Origin of the sequence: Streptomyces sp. NPDC032161, from assembly GCF_040636995.1 — a bacterium.
In the GTDB taxonomy this organism is placed as follows: Bacteria; Actinomycetota; Actinomycetes; order Streptomycetales; family Streptomycetaceae; genus Streptomyces.
On record NZ_JBEZVN010000001.1, the window covers coordinates 1,128,269 to 1,148,226 of the forward strand.

Annotated in this window: 18 protein-coding genes; 9 read left to right on the forward strand and 9 right to left on the reverse strand. The window is 72.7% G+C overall.

What is annotated here, in order from left to right; genetic code table 11:
* Positions 1 to 350: 350 nt before the first annotated feature.
* The 5 genes from AB0E67_RS04790 to AB0E67_RS04810 form a co-directional block, all read right to left on the reverse strand.
* A complete protein-coding gene (locus AB0E67_RS04790) occupies positions 351 to 1,688 on the reverse strand; it encodes a UDP-glucose/GDP-mannose dehydrogenase family protein (RefSeq protein WP_362020914.1) in 1,338 nt (445 codons plus the stop codon).
* Between the two features lie 37 nt (positions 1,689 to 1,725).
* Complete coding sequence (locus AB0E67_RS04795; protein ID WP_073786841.1) at positions 1,726 to 1,956, reverse strand: hypothetical protein; 231 nt, start codon at positions 1,954 to 1,956, stop codon at positions 1,726 to 1,728.
* A gap of 292 nt (positions 1,957 to 2,248) precedes the next feature.
* Entirely contained in the window at positions 2,249 to 4,363 is a 2,115-nt protein-coding gene (locus AB0E67_RS04800) for a BTAD domain-containing putative transcriptional regulator (RefSeq protein WP_362020916.1), read from the reverse strand.
* Between the two features lie 4 nt (positions 4,364 to 4,367).
* Entirely contained in the window at positions 4,368 to 4,502 is a 135-nt protein-coding gene (locus AB0E67_RS04805) for a hypothetical protein (protein WP_362020919.1), read from the reverse strand.
* A gap of 330 nt (positions 4,503 to 4,832) precedes the next feature.
* Positions 4,833 to 5,180 carry a hypothetical protein gene (locus AB0E67_RS04810; RefSeq protein ID WP_362020922.1) on the reverse strand — a complete coding sequence of 116 codons (348 nt, stop codon included), beginning with the start codon at positions 5,178 to 5,180 and terminating at the stop codon, positions 4,833 to 4,835.
* Positions 5,181 to 5,272: 92 nt separating this feature from the next.
* Here AB0E67_RS04810 and AB0E67_RS04815 point away from each other — a divergent pair, with 92 nt between their 5' ends.
* The gene (locus AB0E67_RS04815; RefSeq protein WP_362020925.1) at positions 5,273 to 6,259 is read left to right on the forward strand and encodes a LuxR C-terminal-related transcriptional regulator; all 987 of its coding nucleotides are present in this window, start codon (positions 5,273 to 5,275) and stop codon (positions 6,257 to 6,259) included.
* Positions 6,260 to 6,604: 345 nt separating this feature from the next.
* Here AB0E67_RS04815 and AB0E67_RS04820 read toward each other — a convergent pair whose 3' ends face one another.
* A complete protein-coding gene (locus AB0E67_RS04820; protein ID WP_362020928.1) occupies positions 6,605 to 7,588 on the reverse strand; it encodes a UDP-glucuronic acid decarboxylase family protein in 984 nt (327 codons plus the stop codon).
* A gap of 375 nt (positions 7,589 to 7,963) precedes the next feature.
* Between AB0E67_RS04820 and AB0E67_RS04825 the strand changes: the two genes are divergently transcribed.
* The 8 genes from AB0E67_RS04825 to AB0E67_RS04860 all read left to right on the forward strand — a co-directional run bounded on the left by AB0E67_RS04825 (position 7,964) and on the right by AB0E67_RS04860 (position 17,160).
* Positions 7,964 to 8,719 carry an ArpA protein gene (locus tag AB0E67_RS04825; RefSeq protein WP_351519282.1) on the forward strand — a complete coding sequence of 252 codons (756 nt, stop codon included), beginning with the start codon at positions 7,964 to 7,966 and terminating at the stop codon, positions 8,717 to 8,719.
* Between the two features lie 44 nt (positions 8,720 to 8,763).
* A complete protein-coding gene (locus AB0E67_RS04830) occupies positions 8,764 to 9,762 on the forward strand; it encodes a glycosyltransferase family 2 protein (protein ID WP_362020931.1) in 999 nt (332 codons plus the stop codon).
* Positions 9,759 to 11,048 carry an ATP-grasp domain-containing protein gene (locus tag AB0E67_RS04835; RefSeq protein ID WP_362020934.1) on the forward strand — a complete coding sequence of 430 codons (1,290 nt, stop codon included), beginning with the start codon at positions 9,759 to 9,761 and terminating at the stop codon, positions 11,046 to 11,048. The genes AB0E67_RS04830 and AB0E67_RS04835 overlap by 4 nt, the downstream gene beginning before the upstream one ends.
* Entirely contained in the window at positions 11,045 to 11,797 is a 753-nt protein-coding gene (locus AB0E67_RS04840) for a hypothetical protein (protein ID WP_362020937.1), read from the forward strand. The genes AB0E67_RS04835 and AB0E67_RS04840 overlap by 4 nt, the downstream gene beginning before the upstream one ends.
* Before the next feature lie 40 nt (positions 11,798 to 11,837).
* On the forward strand, positions 11,838 to 13,145 hold the full coding sequence (locus AB0E67_RS04845) for a phenylacetate--CoA ligase family protein (protein ID WP_362020938.1): 1,308 nt from the start codon (positions 11,838 to 11,840) through the stop codon (positions 13,143 to 13,145).
* Positions 13,142 to 14,503: a hypothetical protein gene (locus AB0E67_RS04850; RefSeq protein WP_362020940.1), complete on the forward strand. Its 1,362-nt coding sequence runs from the start codon at positions 13,142 to 13,144 to the stop codon at positions 14,501 to 14,503. The genes AB0E67_RS04845 and AB0E67_RS04850 overlap by 4 nt, the downstream gene beginning before the upstream one ends.
* 87 nt (positions 14,504 to 14,590) lie before the next feature.
* Positions 14,591 to 16,108, forward strand: coding sequence for a cation:proton antiporter (locus AB0E67_RS04855; RefSeq protein ID WP_362020943.1), 1,518 nt, complete (start codon positions 14,591 to 14,593; stop codon positions 16,106 to 16,108).
* On the forward strand, positions 16,105 to 17,160 hold the full coding sequence (locus AB0E67_RS04860; RefSeq protein WP_362020946.1) for an NAD-dependent epimerase/dehydratase family protein: 1,056 nt from the start codon (positions 16,105 to 16,107) through the stop codon (positions 17,158 to 17,160). The genes AB0E67_RS04855 and AB0E67_RS04860 overlap by 4 nt, the downstream gene beginning before the upstream one ends.
* 251 nt (positions 17,161 to 17,411) lie before the next feature.
* On the opposite strand, the gene AB0E67_RS04865 is transcribed toward AB0E67_RS04860, so the two are convergent.
* Genes AB0E67_RS04865 through AB0E67_RS04875 form a run of 3 tightly spaced genes read right to left on the reverse strand, consistent with a single transcriptional unit; the run spans position 17,412 to position 19,862 of the window.
* Entirely contained in the window at positions 17,412 to 18,722 is a 1,311-nt protein-coding gene (locus tag AB0E67_RS04865) for a phenylacetate--CoA ligase family protein (protein ID WP_362020949.1), read from the reverse strand.
* Entirely contained in the window at positions 18,719 to 19,498 is a 780-nt protein-coding gene (locus AB0E67_RS04870) for a hypothetical protein (RefSeq protein ID WP_362020952.1), read from the reverse strand. The genes AB0E67_RS04865 and AB0E67_RS04870 overlap by 4 nt, the downstream gene beginning before the upstream one ends.
* Before the next feature lies 1 nt (position 19,499).
* A complete protein-coding gene (locus tag AB0E67_RS04875; protein WP_362020955.1) occupies positions 19,500 to 19,862 on the reverse strand; it encodes a nuclear transport factor 2 family protein in 363 nt (120 codons plus the stop codon).
* Positions 19,863 to 19,958: the final 96 nt, after the last annotated feature.

The following is a 19,958-nucleotide window of genomic DNA, read 5'->3' on the forward strand; positions in this document are numbered from 1 at the left end:
CCGACACTCTGTCGGCATCTAGAGGCGCGAGGAGGCTCAAGAGGGCGCGCACGCGTGGAAGGCCCGCCGGGGGCGGTTTCCAGGGGCCTTTTCCGCACAAGACCATCTGGGCCGACCCCGCGCTCGCGCGAACGTGGCAGCCGTACCCCGCTGGTCGCGTACGGATCGGCGCGTTCAGGACCGGGAACAGTCGCTGTTTCGTCGTCGATGCCGGGTACTGGCCTCCACGCTCTTCGCGTGCACCCCACGCACACGCGTTCGCCCGACCGCTTCCTTTCCGTCCCACCCACGCGCCCGTGCGCGCCCGAAACTTCGAGCCCGTGCGGCCGGTCGTACCGTGCCGCGCCTCCTTACCGCGTGGCCCGGCCGTACCGCGTCGCCCGGCCCACGCTCATGTACGTGAAGCCCGCGTCCAGCAGCGCCTCGGGGTCCAGCAGGTTGCGGCCGTCAAGGATCAGCGGGGTACGCATGCGGCGGGCCGCGGCATGCCAGTCGACGTCGGCCAGTTCGGGCCACTCGGTGACGAGTACGGCCGCGTCGGCGTCCGTCACGGCGTCCGCCACGCCTTGGTGACGGGTCGTCGAGATCCAGGGCTCGGCCTCGCCGGGGCGGGCCATCGGGTCCCAGCAGGTCACCTCCGCGCCCTCGGCCAGGAGGCGGGAGGCGATGACGGTGCTGGGGGCCTCGCGCATGTCGTCCGTACCGGGCTTGAACGTCAGGCCGAGGAGGGCGACGCGGCGCCCCCGCAGCCCGCCCAGTTCGGACTTCAGGCGCTGGATGGCGCGCCGGGGCTGGAGCTCGTTGACCTCGATGACGGCGTTGAGCAGTTGGAAGGGATAGCCGGAGTTGCTGGCCATCGCGCGCAGCGCCCGGGAGTCCTTCGGGAAGCACGAACCCCCGTAGCCGAGCCCGGCGTTGAGGAAGTGCGGGCCGAGGCGGTGGTCGCGGCCGACCGCGCGGGCCACCTGTGTGATGTCCGCCCCGGTGGCCTCGCACACGGTCGCGATCTCGTTGATGAAGGTGATCTTCGTGGCGAGCAGCGCGTTGGACGCGAGCTTCACCATCTCGGCCGACGCGACGTCCATGGTCTCCACCGGTCCTTCGATGCCGGTGTACAGCCCCTCCACCCAGTGGGCGGTGGCCTCGTCGAAGGCTCCGATCACCACCCGGTCGGGGTGCAGGAAGTCGGCGACCGCGCTTCCCTCGGCGGTGAACTCGGGGTTCGAGGCGTAGCCGACGCCGCTCAGGCCCGCCTCGTCGAGGGCGGCCCGCACCCGGCTGCCGGTGCCGACCGGCACCGTGCTCTTCACCACGATCGCGACCAGGTGCGACGCGGTGTTCTTCAGCGCCTCGACGACGGCCCACACCCGGGAGAGGTCGGCGTCGCCGGACGCCGTGGGCGGGGTGTCGACGCAGACGAACACGGCTTCGGCGTCCCGTACGGCCTCGTCCGCGTCGAGGGTGAACGACAGCCGTTCCTTGTTCCGGATGATCAGGTCGCCGAGGCCCGGTTCGAAGAACGGGACGTCTCCGGAGCGCAGCAGGGCGACCCGCTCCGGCTGGATATCCCGTACCACCACCCGGTGACCGAGTTCGGCGAAGCAGGCCCCGGTCACCAGGCCGATGTAGCCCGCGCCGAACACGGCGATCCGGCGGGGTGCGGGAGAGAGGGTCGTGGTGTCAGTCAAGGGTGGCAGGTGTCCTTCGGGTCGGGCGGCGCGCGTGTCAGCCACGCCGCCGTTGGTTTCTCGGATGGTTGCGGGCGGTGCGTTCGTTGCCGAACTTGTAGGAGCCGGTCCAGCGGGCCATGACGGCCTGTTCGTCGCCGGATTCGATCTCGGCGACGAACTGCGCGGCGCGGGGGCCGCGCAGGGTGGTGGCCTTGCGGCCGCGGTGGGTGATGACGACCGTGCCGTCGGCGCGGGTCTCGTAACTGAATCCAGAAGGTGCGGGCATGTGCGGACTGTGCCTCATCTCCGTCGGTGCCGCCAGGTGGAGACCGGCGGCGGTGTGCCGCGGGGCGAGTCGTACGAGCGGCGGGCGGCGGCCCCCACGGCCCGCCCCGGGCCGACTCCGCTCGCCTCGGGCCCGCCCGGGGTCGGAATCCGCTCGGCTCGGGCCCGCCCGGGGTCGACACGGTCCGCCCGGGTCAGCACGGCCGGTGCGGGCGCGCAGGGGCGACACGGGCCCGCACCGGCCGGGCTCGCCCGATGGGTGCGGGGCGCGGCCCCGGTCCTCGCCGTACGGGTCAGTTCGCCCGACCGGCACGGAGGCGGACCGGGACCGGTCCCGGCGACAGCGCGAGCGGGACGCCGACCGCGCACCGCACCGGCGGCACGGGTCCGGCCGCCGCCCCCACCGGGAGCACGGGTCCGGCCGCGGACCGCACGGGCGGCGACAGCGGGACACCGCCGCCGGACCGTACCGGCAGGGGCAGCGGTACGCCGCCCTCCTCGCGGGCCAGCAACTCCCCGGCGAACAGCCGGACCAACGGGTGCAGCCGGTGGCCTGGGCCGCCGCCGAGGTCGACCCGCTCGGTCCAGTGCTCCTCGGCGAGCCCGTCGAGCAGGTCCTCGGCCCGGTCGCGCCCGACGCCGAGCGCGCGGGCGGCGGTCTCCGGCGGCACGGGGTGCGGGCCCAGCGCCGACAGGAACCGCAGGGCGCGTCGGCCCGGCGGGGCGAGTCTGCGGTACCCGCCCATCAGGCCCTCCCGCACCGACAGGTCGCCCAGGACGAGTTCGTCCAGGGCCCGGTGCGGTGCGGTCAGCCGCCGGGCGAGCGTCGCCAGCGGACGCAGCGGCCGGGCGGCGGCCCGCAGGCCGGCGATGCGCAGCGCCAGCGGCAGCCCCGCGCACGCCTCGACGACGGCATCGGCCGCCCGTGGTTCGGCGGCGGTACGGGCCGGGCCCGCCAGCGCGTCGAACAGCCCGCGGGCGTCCGCCGCGGGGAGCGGGCGCAGCGCGATCCGGCCCACGCCGTCGAGGGCGGGCAGCGCGCAGCGGCTCGTGATCAGGGCCGCGCAGCCTTCGGTCACCGGCAGCAGCGGGCGCAGCCGGCGCTCGTCGGCCGCGTCGTCGAGGACGAGCAGCAGCCGCCGGTCCGCGATCCGGGTGCGATAGGCCCGTACCCGGTCGTCGGAACCGGCCGGAATCCGGTCGGGGGCCACACCGAGCAGCCGCAGCAGCTCGGCGAGCGCGTCCGCCGGGTCGAGCGGGTCCGGGCCGGAGCCGCGCAGGTCGAGGTGGATCTGACCGTCCGGGTAGCGGTGCCGGACCCGGTGCGCGGTCCGGAGCACCACGGCCGTCTTTCCGACGCCGATCATGCCGGTCACGACGTGCACGGCCGGTTCGCCGCCGCGCGGGCGGTGGTCGCTCAGGGCCGTGCTCAGCCGCAGCACCTCCTGGTCGCGGCCGGTGAAGCGGACGGGTGCGGGCGGCAGTTCGGCGGGCACGGGAAGCGGGGCGGGGACGGGGGCCGCGGCGGCCGGCGCGGTGGTGGCCGGTACGGCGGCGGTGGGGACGGGGCGCGGCTGGAGCAGGGACGGGTGGCCGGTGAGCAGGGCCTGGTGCAGTCGCTGGAGTTCGGCGCAGGGGTCCAGTCCCAGCTCCTCGGCCAGCGTGGCGCGGGCGGCCCGGTAGGCGGCGAGCGCGTCGGCCTGCCGGCCCGCCCGGTACAGCGCGGTCATCAGCTTCGCGCGCAGCCCCTCGCGCAGCGGGTGGGAGGCGATCTCGGCGATGAGCTCGGGGATCAGTTCGCCGTGCCGTCCCAGTTCCAGGTCGGCGTCCATACGCCGTTCGAGGGCGACCAGGCGCTCCTCCTCCAGCCGGTCGCGCCCGGCGACGACGAGCGGGTCGCAGACGCCGCCCAGCGCCTCGCCCCGCCAGCAGGCGAGGGCGTCGCGCAGGGTGTCGGCCGCGGTCCGCGCGTCACCCGCGGCGAGCGCGGCGGCACCGCGCGCCGCCCGCTCCTGGAAGGCGAGCAGGTCGACGTGGACGCCGTGCTCCGGCAGCCGGATGAGGTAGCCGGGGCGGCGGCGCTCCACGTCGATGCCGGAGCCGAGCAGTCGGCGCACCCGGGAGGCGTACGTGTGGATCTGGGCGGTGCAGGTGGCGGGCGGGCGGTCGCCCCACAGCAGTGCGGTGAGCTCGGTGTCGGCGACGACCCGGCCGCGGGCCATCAGCAGGGCCGCCAGGACCGTGCGGGGTTTGGCGCCGCCGAGGTTGAGCGGGGTGGCGCCACGGTGGGCCTCCACCGGCCCGAGCAGATTCAGGTACAGGGTTTCCGTCGTGTCCGGACGCGCGGCTCGCGCCATGTCCGGGTGCGGGGCTCGCGTGTCCGGGTACGGGGTCTGCTTCGCGGCCACGGGGTCACGGGCCCCAGATGTTGCCGGGCTCGCCCGTGCGGTACTCGTGGAAGCCCGTGCGGTACTCGTGGAAGTGAGGGCCGGACGTCTCGGCGGCGACTGTCCGGGTGCGGGTGGTTCCGTACGAAAAGTGCATCATGTCCCCCTGTTGTGCGCACGGGGCCGGGTCCGGTCACGTGCGGCGGTCTCCCCTTGGAGCCTGTCGGGGGTGACCTCTGACCGGGCGCGGCCGCCCTGTCAGAGGTCACCCGACAGGCTCTTACCGGTACGGGCGGGCCTCGTGTGGTCGTACGAAGATCTGCCGTGAGGCTTCGCCGTTCTGGCGAGGCGTCCTGACCGGTGGTATCAACTCTGCGCAATGGCCAGAACTTTGCACAGGGTTCATCTCTGTCAGGGAGCTGCAATGGCAGGACACGGACAAGATCGTGGACCGCGCGGCGGTGCGGCGCCCGCTCGTGGCGACGGCTCGTCACCAGGAATTGCTCTCGTGGGCCAGCAGCTCGACCAGCATGGTCAGCGGCACGACCGACCCCCTCGTGAAGCGCGCCGGACACCGCGCCAGGACGTCGTCGGCGGCGCGTTCGGCGTCCGCCAGGGTGGGCTGGCACAGAAAGAGCACCGCGGCCCCCGAGGGCGCCGGCTGGGCGTAGATGTGCTCCACCCCGTGGCCGGGACGGACCGCCCCCCACAGCGCCGCGCCGACGTCACCGGCCCAGCGAACGTGGGCCGGATCGGGGTGAAGGTTCACGACGTACATGACGACCGCCTTCCACTCGCCATAGCCGATTCCGTGGAACTCCTGTGAACTTTCGGCCATCGAATAAGGTGTTGGCTCACATCGGCCGCACCCGCCACCCAGGTGGGTGTCGCGTGCGGACTGTGGGGCTTCTGCCTTTGGGGGAGGGATAGATGCTGCGTCAACTGGGCCTCGGGCCGGACGAGGAAGCGGTGTACCGCGCGATGCTCGCCGGCGGTACAGGGGGCATTTCCGGTCTCGTAAGTCAATTGGGCTGGACGGAGGAGCGCTTTCGTGCAGCGCTGGACCGGCTGGCCGCGCTCTCGCTCGTGCGTCCGTCGGCGGACGGCGGTCCGGGACGGCCCGTCGACCCCGAACTGGGACTGACCGCGCTCCTGATGAGCCAGGAGGAGGAGGTCCTCGAACGCCAGCGCCAGATCAGCGCGAGCCGGCTCGCCATGACCCGGATGCTGGCCGATATCCGCGCCTCGGGCGGCCAGACCGCCAACGAGGTGCAGAAGCTCAGGACGATGGACCAGATCCAGTCCAAGATCGAGCATCTCGCGAGCACCTGCACCACCGAGGTGGCGGCGTTCGTACCGGGCGGCGCGCAGAGCGCGGAGAACCTGGACGCCGCCCGGCCGCTCGACCGGGCGGCCGTCGACCGGGGCGTCCAGCTGCGGTACCTGTTCCTCGACAGCGCCGCGAACTCGCCGGCCACCCGGGAGTACGTGAACTGGCTCGGGGCGCGCGGCGGCCAGGTACGGACCGTGCCCCGGCTGCCGTCGCGGATGCTCATCTACGACCGGGACACGGCGATCGTCCCGGTGGACCCGACCGCCGCGGATCTGGGCGCCCTGGTGCTGCACGGCACCGGCGCCGTGGCCGCGCTGCTGGCCTTCTTCGAACACACCTGGCAGCAGGCGCGCCCGCTGGGCGAGACCGCGTCCCGTACCGGCGAGGACCCGCTCTCGCCGCCGGAACGGGCGGTGCTCGAACTGCTCGGCCAGGGCATGACGGACGACGCGATCGCCCGTCAGCTGGGGGTGTCGGTGCGCACGACCCGGCGCATCACGGCCGATCTGATGCAACGGCTGGGCGCCCGCAGCCGGTTCGAGGCGGGCGTCCTCGCCGCCGGCCGGGGCTGGCTCTGCGTCTGAAACCCGCCCTCGCCGTCCGCGCGGACCGGTGAGCAGCCCTCGCGGACCGGCGAGGCTCCCTCCCGGGCCGACGTCGGGCGCCGGACGTGGCGCATCGCCTGGTGTCCGGTGCGGTGTACCGTCCGGCGCCCGACGCGTGTGCGGACACTCCCGGCGGAGCTCCAGGCATCTGCGGCGGGACCCCGGGCAGCCCCGGGGCGCGTCCGGGCGCCCCCGGCCGGACGGCGGACGCGCCCGACGGCCCTCCGGGCCACCCCGGCCGGACGGGACCCTCGAGAAACTGCCCAGGGCCGACACGTCGATCCCCCTCGTCGCACAACTGCCCGAACAGGATGCCGGTCGTGCCTACAAATCCTCTGCACCCGTCAACTGCAGGGCCCCGCGCTCGCCCCGGGACAGGCTCCGGAACCACGCGACGGTCTCCGCCAGGCCCCGCGCGGTGCTGAACGTCGGCCGCCAGTCGAGGTCCTCGCGGGCCCGGGTGGTGTCCGGGCGGCGCACCGACGGGTCGTCCACCGGCCGCGGCACCCGCACGATGGCGGACCGGGACGCGGTGAGTTCGCGGATCCACTCGGCGAGCCGGAGCATCGAGATCTCCTCCTGGTTGCCGAGGTTGACCGGGCCGGCCAGCGTGTGCCCGGCCATCCGCGCCAGGCCGTCGACCAGGTCGGACACGTAGCACAGCGACCGGGTCTGCGACCCGTCACCGGCCACCGTGATCGGCTCCCCGGCGAGTGCCTGCCGGATGAACGTGGGCACGGCACGGCCGTCGTGGGCGCGCATGCGGGGCCCGTACGTGTTGAAGATGCGGACGATGCCGGTGTCGACGCCGTACGTGCGCCGGTAGGCCATGGTCAGCGCCTCGGCGTACCGCTTCGCCTCGTCGTACACGGACCGCGGCCCGACCGGGTTGACGTTGCCCCAGTAGCTCTCGGGCTGCGGATGCACCAGCGGGTCGCCGTACGTCTCCGACGTGGAGGCGAGCACGAACCGGGCGTTCTTCTCCCGGGCGAGGTCCAGCAGATGGCGGGTACCCTCGGCCCCCACCCGAAGGGTCTCCAGCGGCAGTTCGAGGTAGTCGACGGGGGACGCGGGCGAGGCGAGGTTCAGTACGGCCGTGACCTCGCCCTCGACGGCGAGCGGCCCCTCGCACACATCGGCCTCGATCAGCCGGAACCCGTGCTCGTCGGCCAAGTGGGCCACGTTCTGCGGATCGCCGGTGCTGAAGTTGTCGACGCAGACGACGCCCCAGCCGTCCGCGAGCAGCCGTTCGCACAGATGCGAGCCGAGGAATCCCGCCCCGCCGGCCACTACAGCTTTCCTGGCCATTCTCATACCCTCCCTGGAATCGCGTCCCCCGGATTCGCGTCCCCGGAATCACGTCCCTGGAATCGCATGGCGTACCCGTACGGGAATCGCAGGATTGATCCCCGGGGCGCATTGGAATGTGACAGGAAGATACCGGCCACCGCAAGCGTGCATTTCTCATCGAATGCCCAGGAATGAAGATCTCACATGCGATGTGGGTTCCTCATGCGGGGTGGCCGGCGAAGGTTGTTCACGCGTAATCGGTGAACGGGACACTACCGGCGCCGACGGGCCTCCCAGCAGAATCGAGCCGTCAACAGCGACCGGGCACGGGGAGCGCGGGGAAACCCGAACCGTGAATTCCGGCAGCCGCAATGCGTAAGGAGTCGTACCCCCATGTCGCAGAACGCCATCACCGCGGCCAATGTGGAAGAGCTGATCTCGAAGAACATCACGGAGCGCTTCAGCAGCGACCACGAAGTCCTCAAGCTCTCCCAGCACTTCCGCCGCGAGGGCTACGTCAAGCTTCCCGGTCTGGTCTCCGAGGAGGTCTTCGCCGCGGTCGCCGACGAGACGCACCAGCTGATCGACACCCACCAGAAGCGCATCGACATCCGCCTCAAGGAGACCGGCGACTCGCCGCGCTACATGTCGACGGTCGGCCAGAAGGCGATCGCCTCGGACGGCTCGCTCATCCCCGCCGTCTACGAGTCCCCCGCGCTCAAGGGCTTCCTGTCCCGCCTGGCCAAGGAAGAGGTGATGGACTGCCCGTGGGACGAGGAGAAGTACATCATCACCCGCCAGCACCAGAAGGGTGACACCCACGGCTGGCACTGGGGCGACTTCAGCTTCACCGTCATCTGGCTGATCGAGGCGCCGGCCCTGGAGTTCGGCGGCATGCTCCAGGCCATCCCGCACACGGACTGGAACAAGGACGACCCGCGCGTCGAGGAGTACCTCCAGGAGCACCCGATCCGCTCCTACGGGCACGCCAAGGGCGACCTGTACTTCCTGCGCTCCGACACCACGCTGCACCGCACGGTCCCGCTGAACGCGGACAAGACCCGCATCATCCTGAACACCTGCTGGGCCAGCGGCGCCGACCTGTCGAAGACCGCCACGCACGAGACCATGACGGCGATGTTCGACTAGGAATCAGAATTCCGGAGGGGCGGAACAAGAGAGAGCTGCGAATGATGGCCAGGTTGCCTGCCACGCTTTCGATCACCGCGATGGTGCCCTGTTACAACGAGGAGGAGTGCATAGAGCAGGCATACCTGGAAATCAAGAAGGAGATATACCGGTACGAGGATTCCGAGATCCTCTTCATCGACGACGGAAGCACCGACCGCACCCTTGAGATCATCAAGCGAATAGCCGCGTCGGACCCGCGCGTCGCCTATCTCTCGTTCGCCCGCAACTTCGGCCTCGAATCGGCCTTCACCGCCGGGTTCGCCTACGCCTCGAAGGAATGGACGGTCCAGCTCGACGCCGACCTCCAGTCCCCGCCCGCCGAACTCCACCGGCTGGCGGGGCGGGCCGTGGAGGGCGACTACGACGCGGTCTTCGCGGTCCGCAGGGCCCGCCAGGACCCCTGGTACCGCCGGCTCGGCACCCGGGGCCACCAGGCCATCGCCACCCGGATCCTCGGGATCGAACTGCCCGTGCACGCCTCGGTGTTCCGGGTGGTGCGCACCGCGGTGGCCCGCAAGGTCGCCGACTGCGAGGTCAGCACCCCGTACTTCATCGCCACCCTGCCGCTGATCGGCGCGCGGTACACCACGGTGGAGACCGCGCACTCCGCGCGCAGCGCGGGCCGGGGCAAGTGGTCGCTGGGCAAGCTGTTCCGGCACGCGATCGACCTGTTCGTCGGCTTCTCCTACCGGCCCCTCGCCCTCGTCTACGTCGCGGCGGCGGCAGCCGCCGCCGCTGCCGCGGCGCTCGCGATCGGCCACGGCGGCGTCCCCCTCCTCGCCACCGCGTCCGTGGTCCTGCACGCCGCCGGTCTCGGCGCGCTCGCGCTGCTCGCCCGCTACCTGGTGCGCATCATGCGCGGCAGCGCCGGGCTGCCGCGCTACCAGATCCGCGAGGCCAACATCCCCGTACGGCCGCGCGACGACCTCTACGCGTACCAGAACGAGCCCACCGGCCGGGCGACCCCCGGACCGATGCTGCAGACAGGGAATCTGCCATGACCAAGTCCCACATCCTCGTGCTCGGCGGGGGCGAGGACCAGCTGCCCGCCTACCACGAGGCCCGCCGCCTCGGCCACGGCGTCATCGGCGTCGACCAGCGCCCCGAGGCGCTCGGCGCCGCCGCCGCCGACCTGTTCCTGTGCATGACGACCCGCGATCCGCAGCGGATCGCGGCCAGGGTCGGGCACCTCGACGTCGCGGCGGTCGTCTCGCCCGCCAGCGACGCGGCCCAGGAATCGGTCGCCGAACTGAGCAGACTCCTGAAGACCCCGCACCAGCCGTCCCCGGACGCCGTACGGGCCTCCGTCGACAAGGGCTATTTCCACTCCGTCCTCGCCCGGCTCGGCCTGCCCACCTACCGGCACGTCCAGTCCGACGATCCCGCCGAACTGCGCCGGGCCGCAGCCGAGTTGCCGATGCCCGTCATCGTCAAGCCGAGCGACTCCTCCGGCAGCAAGGGCGTCCAGGTCGTCGCCGACCCCGAGGCGCTGCCCGCGGCCCTCGACGAGGCGCGGCGCTACTCCTTCTCCGGGCAGGTGATCGTCGAGGAGATGCTGCTCGGCCGGCACCTGTCCGCCGAGGCGTTCCTGCGGGGCGCCCGGCTCGGCACCGTCGCCGTGACCGAACGCACCACCACCGGCGCCCCCCGGATGATCACCACCGGCCACACGGTGCCGGCCGAACTGGCGCCCGCCACCGAGATCCGGCTCCGCTCCCTGATCATGGATGTCTGCGGGGAGCTCGGACACGTCGACGGCCCGGTCAACTTCGACTTCGTCGTCGACGAGCACACCGAGGAGATCCGCTTCATCGAGATGGGCGCCCGGCTCGGCGGCAACGGCATGCCGCTCCTGGTCAAGCACGCCTACGGCATCAACACCTACGAGGCCGCGCTGCGCCTCGCGCTGGGCGAGGACTTCGACCTGACGCCCCGCCACAACAAGAAGACGGCCCTGCGGATCCTCACCAGCGACACCGACGGCGTCCTGCGCGCCGTCGAGGGGGCCGACGCCGTCCGCGCCCTGCCGCAGACCGCCGAACTCCAGATCTTCGCGAGCCCCGGCGGCCGGGTCCACCGCTACACCCAGGCGGGCCACAAGCTCGGCTACCTCCTGCTCGTCGCCGACAGCCACGCCGAACTCCGCGAGGCGCGCGCCCGCGCCGACGCCCTGATGCGCTTCGACGTGGAACCCGACCCGGACCGCGCCCCCCGCATCCCGCCCGCCACCGACGCCGCTCCCGGCCCCGGCTCCGACACCCGACTCCTTACGGAGAAGACCCCTTGAACACCGTCCGGCGCAACGCGCCCTTCCTGATCCTCTTCGTACTCGCCGGTGTCTTCGCGGGCATCGTGTGGTTCGTCATGCCCCACGACCGCGAGGTCAAGAGCCTCGGCATCCTGCTGTTCAAGCTGGTGCCGTTCGTCCTGGCCACCGAGGCGGTCGCCCAGCTCGACCCGGCATGGGCCAGGAGGATCCACCTCCACCTGGCGATACCGCTCTGCTTCCTCGTCTACTTCATCTACTTCGTGCCGAAGATCTTCTTCGTCGCCGAGGACCACCCCGAGCTCTACTACTACATCCTGACGCTGACGCCGTTCGTCGTGCTGAGCCTCGTCTTCTCGTTCCGCGTCGGCGGCGGCGCCTCCCACCTGGTGCGCCGGCTGTCCTACGCGATGATCCTGCTGATGCTCTCCGGCGTCGAGGACTTCGCCTACCTCACCGTCAACGACCACACCGACCCGCAGTGGCAGACCATTCCCGAGGTGTGGACCTGGGCCTCGCACATGACGGTCTTCCTCGGCCACGCCGCCAGCAAGTACGAGGCGTACGCGTTCATCATCACCCACCTCGTGCTCGTCGTGTTCGTGCTGTTCGCGCCCACCCGCTGGTTCACCCCGGTCGCCCGGCTGCTGCGCCGCTCGAACCGTCCCGGCTCCGAGGTCCGCGGCTCCGGGGCGGGCGACGCCACGACCCGTGACGCCGCCGACCGCGACACCAGGACCCCCGACGCCGGGGCCCGCACGGCCGGCTGACGACCGCCCGCGCCCAGGAGACGACGAGGAGACGACGACGATGTTCCTCCGAGAGGCCGTGTACGTGCCCGTCACGTACGCCCGCCAGTACGGCACCCGGGGCTCGCTGCGCCGACGCCAGCTGAGCCAGCTCAACCGGATGCTGGCGCACGCCCGCGCCCGGGTGCCGTACTACCGCGACGACCCGGCCTACCGCACCGGGCCGCTGCGCACCCTCGCCGGGGCGGCCCGGCTCCCGGTCCTGAACAAGGAGGTCCTGCGCGCCAGGCCCCTGGAGGACTTCCTCGCCGACGGCGTGACCCCCGGCACCCTGCCGACGTTCCGGACCAGCGGATCCACCGGCCGCCGGGTGACCGTGGTGCACGACCAGCGCAGCCACGACTACCACATGGCCGCGTGCGTACGCCGGTTCCTGGCGACCCGCCGGTACCTGCCGACCGACCGGCTCTCGCACATCCGGCCCTTCGCACCGCCCTCGCGCGGCTTCGAGAAGGCCGGGCTGTTCCGCCGTCACGTCCTGCTCACCGACCGGCCCATGGAGGACATCAAGGCCGAACTCCTCGCCGAACGGCCCCAGGTCGTCATCGGGTACCCGGTGCACCTGCGGGCCCTGCTCCGGGCCCTGACACCGGCCGAACTGGCCGCCCTGCGCCGGACCCTGCGCCTTGTCATGACCGAGTCCGAACTCCTCGTCGACGCCCACCGCGCCCTGTTCGAGAAGGAGTTCGGGGTGCCGGTGCGCGACGAGTACTCGGCGTTCGAGGTCCTCAACGTCGCGTACGACTGCCGGTACGGCCGGGCCCACCTCGCGGAGGACCGCCTCCTGGTGGAGATCCTGGACGAGGAGGACCGGCCGCTGCCCGACGGCGCCGGGGGCCGGGTCGTGGTGACCGCGTTCATGGAACGCGCGATGCCGCTGATCCGCTACGACCTCGGCGACGTCGGCCGGATCGAGACGCGGCCCTGCCCGTGCGGGCGGCGCTTTCGCACCCTGCGCCTGACCGCCGGCCGGGTCAACGACTCGGTCCTGCTGCCCACCGGCCGCCAGCTGTACCCGGACACCTTCCTGCACCTGGCGGCGACCTTCCCGGGCATCGCCGAGTGCGCCGTCCACCAGGACCGCGAGGGCGCGGTGCGGCTCGACGTCGTCCCGGCCGAGGCCATGGACGACGACGCCTGGGACGCGCTGTGCGCGGGGGTGACCGAGCGACTGCACACCGTGGCCGAGTGCGTGTTCCCGCTGCGGGTCGTCCGGGCCGACCGGATCGAGATCACGGCGGGCGGCAAGGGCCGCTTCGTCACCTCCGAGGCGGTGGCACCCCGGCCGGTGCCGGCCGACACACCATGACGGCCGCCGCCCCGGCCCCGGCACCGGACCGGGGGACGAACGGGTCCACCCCGAAGGACCGGAAGACGGCCGGGACCGTCCCACCGGACCAGGACCGGGATCCGAGGACGGGCGGGGCGGCCGCCTCGCGGCGGCCCACCGTCGGCCTGCTGACCTCGCTGCTCGCCGGACGCGCCGCCTTCCGGCTCGCCCTGGTCGGGGCGAACGCCGCCCTCCTCGCCAGCTGGGGCCAGGGGCCGTACGCCCACTACGCCGGCGCCATGGGCACCGCCCAGGTCCTCACCACCATCACCTCGCTCGGCATCGAGAAGTCCGCCCTGAAGCTGGTGCCGCGGGCCCGCCGCACCGGCGGCCAGCTGATCACCGTCTTCCTGACCTGTGCCCTGGCCCTCACCGGTGCCGTCGTGCTGTGGCTGGGCTGCGCGGTGGTGTTCGTCCCGTCCGGCGACCACCGGATGGCGGCGCTGCTCGCCGGGCTGTACGCCGCCCTCCTCGGCCTGAACACGGTCCTCGTCGGGCTGTGCCGGGCGCTCGGCCGCAACCGGGCCGACATCGCCAACTTCGCGGCCCTGTCACTGATCATCGTCGCCGGAACCGCCCTCACGGCCCTGCTCGACTGGGGGCCGGTGGCCTTCATCGGCTGGATCCTCGGCGGGACCGCCCTGCTCGACCTGGCCCATCTGCCCGCGCTGTACCGGGCCGCCGCCCGGCCGGTGCGCCGCCGGCTGGTCGCGCCCGCGGTCGGCACCTCCCTGCTCATGGCGTCCGGGGACGTGGCGGCCTCCGGCACGCTCAGCCTGCTCTTCGCCCTGCTCGGCGCCTCCGGCCACCACGAACAGAGCGGCCACCTCTATCTGATGGTGCTCGCCTCGTCCGTGCTGCTGAACGGTTTCGGCTACCTGCTGCGGCTGTTCCAGCCCCATGTGTCGCTGACCCTGCGCGGCGTGACGGACACCCGGCTGGACCGCCGGATCGTCCGGCGGCTGCCGCAGGTCGCGGTGGCCGGGATCCTGTGGACCCCCGCCGCGCTGCTGCTCACCCGGCACGCCGAACAGAGCGGCCTGGTGTCGCCCCCGGTCGCCGTACTGCTCCTGTACGTCCTGTGCGTACCGCTGTTCTTCGCGGTCGGCAGCCTCAACTACCTGCTGGAGAACGCCACCACGCGCACCCTGCGGGTCACCGCCGCCGGTTCGGTGGCCGGGCTGGTCTGCGCGGTCCTGCTCGGACTGGTGCTGGTGCCCGCGCTCGGCGCGCTCGGGGCGGTCACCGCGCTCGTGGCCGGGGAGATCGCCCACGTCCTGGCCGCCCGGCTCCTGCTGCGGACCGCCCCGGGGCCCGCCGCCGCACCGGTCCCGTGACCGCACCCGTCACCACCGCACCGTGACCACCGTGCCCGTGACCACCGTGCCCCGAGCGCGGACCCGACCACCTGAGGAGCTCACCCGATGAATCGTCCTCGGACCACCCGCAGACCCGCCGAGGAAGAAACCGACGGCGACATCCCGGCGGACACCGACGCGGCGGGCGGCCGCCCGGCCTGGCGCGGCATCGTCTACCCCCTGCTGATCTCCGTCCTCGCCCTGGGCGCGCTCTTCGCCGTGCTCGGCCTCGGCCTCGGCGTGCCCGACGACCTCCCCTCGGGCATCACCGCGACGCCTCCCGCCGAGGCCACCCAGGCCAGCGAGACGCTGCTGCGCATAGTGGGCGCGCTGGCCGCGGTCGCCGCCGTCGCCGCGGCGGGCGGCGCGCTCGCCCGCAGGCTCGGCCAGCCGCCGGTCGTCGGCGAGATCGCGGCCGGTCTGCTGCTCGGCCCCTCCTGCCTGGGGGCGTTCCTCCCGGTCTCGAAGGAACTGTTCTTCCCCGACGCCGCCCAGCCGGTCCTCGGGCTGCTCGCCCAGGTCGGCCTCATCCTCTTCATGTTCTCCGTGGGCTCCGAGTTCGATCCCTCCCAGCTCCGCCGCAGCGGGCGGGTGGTGGGCGCGGTCAGCCAGGGCAGCATGATCATCCCGTTCGTGCTCGGCGTGCTGTCGTCCGGGCTCGTGTACCACGAGTTCGCCGCCGGGCGCGTGGGCTTCCTGCCCTTCGCGATCTTCCTCGGCACGGCGATGAGCATCACCGCGTTCCCGGTGCTGGCCCGGATCGTCCAGGAGTCGGGCCTGTCCCGGCACCCGCTCGGCACGATGGCGATGACCTGCGCGGCGGCCTGCGACGTCATCGCCTGGGGCGCGCTGGCCACCGCCATGGCCGTGGCCGGGGCGGGCAGCGTCTGGGGGGCCGGCGGCACGGTGCTGCTGGCCGCCGCGGTCGCGGCCGTGGTGCTGCTGCTGGGCCGCCCCCTGGTCCGGGCCGCCGAGCGGTGGGCGGACCAGGCCGGGCTGCCCGCCGCCGCCCGGCTGGTCTTCCTGCTGCTGCTCGTGTTCTCGCTGGCCCGGCTCACCGACCTGATCGGCGTCCACTCCATCTTCGGCGCGTTCCTCGCCGGGCTGCTGCTGCCGCACCGCGCGGGCAGCGCCCTGACCGCCGTGCAGGTCCGGGTCGACTCCCTCAACCGCCGGCTGCTGCTGCCCCTGTTCTTCCTGTCCGTCGGCATGACCGTCGACCTCACCCAGGTCACCGGGCACGCCGGGCTGCTGCTGGCCGCGGCGGTCGCGGTCGTCACCGCGGTGGCCGGCAAGCTCGCCGGAACCGCCGTCACCGCCCGTACCGCGGGGCTGTCCTGGCGGTACTCGCTCGGACTCGGTGTGCTCCTCAACGCCCGCGGCGTCACCGAGATCGTCGTGCTCAGGGCCGGACTCGACGCCGGGCTCATCAATCAGAACGCGTTCACCGTCCTGGTCGTCATGGCCGTGCTCACCACGGTGATGACCGGCCCGGCACTCGGTCTGCTGGGCCTCGGCAGCCGGTCCGCGACCGGCACTCCCCCGCACTCCGCCCCCGTCCCCAGAGAGAAGGAATCCGTATGAACACCGGCAGCACCACCGGCCAGGACACCGCCCCCGTCTCCCTCGTCACCGGCGGCGCCGGCTTCATCGGCTCCCACGTGGCGCGCGAACTCCTCGCCGCGGGCCACCAGGTGATCGTCCTCGACGACCTCAGCGGCGGCGCCCGCGGCAACGTCCCGGCGGGCGCCGAGTTCCGGCACGGCAGCGTCTGCGACCCCGAGGTGGTCGACGCCGTGTTCGCCGCGCACCGCGTCGACTACGTCTTCCACCTCGCCGCGTACGCCGCCGAGGGACTGAGCCACTTCATCAAGCGCTTCAACTACATGAACAACGTGGTCGGCAGCGTCAACCTGATCAACGCCGCCGTCAACGCGGGCTCGGTCAAGTGCTTCGTGTTCACCTCGTCCATCGCCGTCTACGGCGCGGGGCAGCTCCCGATGCGCGAGGACCTCGTACCGGCGCCCGAGGACCCGTACGGCATCGCGAAGTTCTCCGTCGAGCAGGAACTCCACGTCACCCACCGGATGTTCGGCCTGCCGTACATCATCTTCCGGCCGCACAACGTCTACGGCGAGTACCAGAACATCGGCGACCGGTACCGCAACGTCATCGGCATCTTCATGAACCAGGCGCTGCGCGGCGAGGAGTTCACCGTCTTCGGCGACGGCGAGCAGACCCGCGCGTTCAGCTACATCAAGGACGTGGCTCCGGCCATCGCCCGCTCGGTCCACGTCCCCGAGGCGTACAACGAGATCTTCAACGTCGGCGGCGACCGGGTCTACACCGTCAACCGGATCGCGGCGGCGGTCTGCGAGGCGATGGACGTGGAGCTGCGCGTCAACCACCTTCCCGAGCGCGACGAGGTGCGCGACGCCTACGCCACCCACGAGAAGGCCCACAAGGTGTTCGGCGCCCCCGCGGCCCCGGTCGAGCTGGAGGACGGCATCGGCCGCATGGCCCGCTGGGTGAAGGAGGTCGGCCCGCAGGAGCCGTCCGTCTTCTCCGGCATCGAGGTCGTCCGCAACCTCCCGCCGTCCTGGCGGGCCGCCCTGGAGGCGCGGCGCTCGATCTGAGCCGAACGACCTGAGGGGCGGGCGCGGACGCGAAGACGGCCGTGTCCGGTACGGGGGGCCGTACCGGACACGGCCGTCGTCCTACGTCTAAGGACTGTCCCGTAATCCCTGGCGGGCGCACGACGACAGCTACGGCACCTCGCCGCGTTGTCGGAACGCCCGCATACATCCAGTATGCGGGCGCCCCTCCGCCTCGCGATGCACCGCATCCGACGCCGCGCGCCGACCCACCAGGGATTACGGGACAGCCCTTACGCCTGCGCCTCCGTCTCCCTCACCACCTTCACGATCTTGATCTTCCCGTTGCGCTCCGGCGCGATGAACGGCACCCGCTCGACCGTCACGTCGAACTCCGGCACCGCCTCCCGCACCGACTCCGCGATCCGGTCGACCACCGACGCCTCCGCGTCCGGCGACAGCACCACCGAGACGGTGACCTGGGCGGGCCGCCGCTGCACCAGCTGCATCCGGGCCACCTCCGGGAAGCCCTGCACCTTGAACGTGAGGAAGTCGGCGTAGAACTCCCGCCCGTCCGCACCCCGGAAACGGTCCTCGCTGCGCCCCTGCACCCGCAGCACCACCGGGGTCGCCCGCCCGCAGCCGCAGTCGGCCGGGCCGACCGTCACCCGGTCGCCGAGCCGGTAGCGGATCAGCGGCATCGCCTCGCTGTGCAGCCGGGTCACCAGGATCTCGCCCTCCACCACCCGGCTGCCGTCGGCCAGGACGGTCGAACCGTCGTCCCGCTCCACCTCGACCACCACGTCCGCGCTCCGCAGGTGCAGCGCGCCGCGCCGGCAGGTACGGGCCACCGTGAACACCTCCACCGAGGCGTACACCTCGTCGCAGCGCGCCCCCAGATGCCCCAGCACCCGGGCCCGCGCGGTCGGCGTCAGCCGCTCACCGCCGAACAGCACCCGGCGCGCGCCGGTGTACCGCACCCCGCGCCGCTCCAGCTCGTCCACGATCGAGGCGATCACATGGGGGAAGCCGACCAGGAACGTCGGCCGGGCCGCCAGGAACGCCTCCACCTGCTCGTCCAGGGTGGCGCTGGTGTCGATGTGGAACGTGCGCAGCACCCCGAACCGCTCCAGCGGGTGCCTCAGGAACGGATTGACCCGGAAGTACGCCATCCGGTCCCACGGCCGCAGCCCCGACGCCAGCATGTCGTACAGGTACGAGGCCCGCAGATACCCCAGGTCCCGCTCGGAGTTGCGGATGGTGATGGGGATGCCGGACGAGCCGCTGGTGGTGCCCGGCTTGGTGGAGGCGACGGTGAACCCGGCCGCGAGCAGCTCCTCGGCCGGTACGGCATGAAGGTCCGTACGGTCCAGGACCGGCAGGGCCGGCAGGTCCTCCGGGCCCCGGAACGCGGCGGCCGTCGCCGGGTCGATCAGCTCGCGGTAGCGCGGCACCCGCGCCTGCGCGTGCCGCACCAGGCGGACCAGCAGCCGCCGCTGCTCCTCGGCCAGCCGCTCCGGCCCGGCCCGGTCCAGGCGCACGGTCCGCACGAGGTTGCGCAGCACGGGGCCGAGCTTCATGACGGGCGAGAGACCCGGGGTCATGGCGTTCTCCGCACGATCGGGGTGCCGTGCACGGGACAGCGCTCCGGCCGGAACCGTTCCGCCGCCTCCGGGCACACGTGCACGAACGTGGGGCGGCGTCTGCGCAGCAGGGTCAGCACGGTCGTGTCGCCGAGCAGCCGCGCGTGCACCCGCCCGGTGTTGAGGTGCAGTTCCCCGCAGGAGGGGGGCACCGCGCCGAGATGGCCGAGCCACGGCTCGTACCAGAGCGAGCCGCGAGGCGGCCGGGAGCCCGCCGCCTCGGCCAGACTCGTCCGCGCCACCCGCACCAGGTCCCGGCCACCCGGCGTCCCGGGGTCCCCGACCACCAGGGCGGGACCCTCGGGCAGCGCGCCGGGCCGGACGCCCGGCTCCGCGTACGGGTCGGTGTGCGCGGTGGCGTCGAGCAGGACCCGCCAGGTGGAGCCGTGGGCCCGCACCGGGTCGCGCAGCGACCGCGCCACCTCGTACACATCCAGACCCCTGGTGCGGTGACCGGCCAGCCGCAGCGCCTCGTACAGCTCGGCGGTGCGCTCGGCCACCGGCAGGCCGGGATCGCGGCGGGCGGGCGACGCCTCGCCCAACGGCATCAGCAGGTGGCGCCGCTCGTCCGCCTCCGCGCGGGTCAGCGGCGGCAGCGCACCGGTGGCGGCGTACCGCTCCCGGTAGTGCGGGACCGTGCGCAGGGCGCGCCGCACGGTCCGCGCGTAGGTGGGACGCGGATACGCGTGCCGGGGACGCGTGCGCGGCGGGCGCGCGGGCTGGGATGTTCCGACCATGTCAGCAGTGGGTGTTCTGGTCGTGGACGAGCAGCCAGCGGCCGTCCGAGCGGGCGAAGACCAGGCTGAGCAGGTAGTTCAGCTGGTAGGGCTTGCCCTCCGGGTCGAGGTCGCGGTAGTCGACGCGGAGCACGGCGACGGCGGTGTCCTGGTGCACCCGGGTGCTGGTGACCTCCGTCTCCATCGTCCAGTCGGGGTCCTGGAACCAGCTCTGGTGGAAGGCCCGGACGTCCTCGGCGCCGGTCACGGTCCTCCCGTTGGGCAGGATGTACGTCGCCTCGTCGTGGACCGTGTCCATGTACGTGTCCAGGTCGCGGGCGCCGATGGCGGCCAGGTGGCGGTCGAGGGCGGCGGTGAACTCCATGCGGTTCTCATCTCTCTCGGTCTCTCGGCGATGTGCCGTGTTCGGGTTCCTTCCGGGGGCGGCCGCGTCACGAACCGGTTCCCCCTCGGGACGAGT

Coding starts and splice junctions, on each gene's coding strand:
- AB0E67_RS04795 (WP_073786841.1), bottom strand. CDS start 1,956: ATGCCCGCACCTTCTGGATTCAGTTACGAGACCCGCGCCGACGGCACG.
- AB0E67_RS04805 (WP_362020919.1), bottom strand. CDS start 4,502: ATGATGCACTTTTCGTACGGAACCACCCGCACCCGGACAGTCGCCGCC.
- AB0E67_RS04810 (WP_362020922.1), bottom strand. CDS start 5,180: ATGGCCGAAAGTTCACAGGAGTTCCACGGAATCGGCTATGGCGAGTGG.
- AB0E67_RS04815 (WP_362020925.1), top strand. CDS start 5,273: ATGCTGCGTCAACTGGGCCTCGGGCCGGACGAGGAAGCGGTGTACCGC.
- AB0E67_RS04820 (WP_362020928.1), bottom strand. CDS start 7,588: ATGGCCAGGAAAGCTGTAGTGGCCGGCGGGGCGGGATTCCTCGGCTCG.
- AB0E67_RS04825 (WP_351519282.1), top strand. CDS start 7,964: ATGTCGCAGAACGCCATCACCGCGGCCAATGTGGAAGAGCTGATCTCG.
- AB0E67_RS04830 (WP_362020931.1), top strand. CDS start 8,764: ATGGCCAGGTTGCCTGCCACGCTTTCGATCACCGCGATGGTGCCCTGT.
- AB0E67_RS04835 (WP_362020934.1), top strand. CDS start 9,759: ATGACCAAGTCCCACATCCTCGTGCTCGGCGGGGGCGAGGACCAGCTG.
- AB0E67_RS04845 (WP_362020938.1), top strand. CDS start 11,838: ATGTTCCTCCGAGAGGCCGTGTACGTGCCCGTCACGTACGCCCGCCAG.
- AB0E67_RS04850 (WP_362020940.1), top strand. CDS start 13,142: ATGACGGCCGCCGCCCCGGCCCCGGCACCGGACCGGGGGACGAACGGG.
- AB0E67_RS04855 (WP_362020943.1), top strand. CDS start 14,591: ATGAATCGTCCTCGGACCACCCGCAGACCCGCCGAGGAAGAAACCGAC.
- AB0E67_RS04860 (WP_362020946.1), top strand. CDS start 16,105: ATGAACACCGGCAGCACCACCGGCCAGGACACCGCCCCCGTCTCCCTC.
- AB0E67_RS04865 (WP_362020949.1), bottom strand. CDS start 18,722: ATGACCCCGGGTCTCTCGCCCGTCATGAAGCTCGGCCCCGTGCTGCGC.
- AB0E67_RS04870 (WP_362020952.1), bottom strand. CDS start 19,498: ATGGTCGGAACATCCCAGCCCGCGCGCCCGCCGCGCACGCGTCCCCGG.
- AB0E67_RS04875 (WP_362020955.1), bottom strand. CDS start 19,862: ATGGAGTTCACCGCCGCCCTCGACCGCCACCTGGCCGCCATCGGCGCC.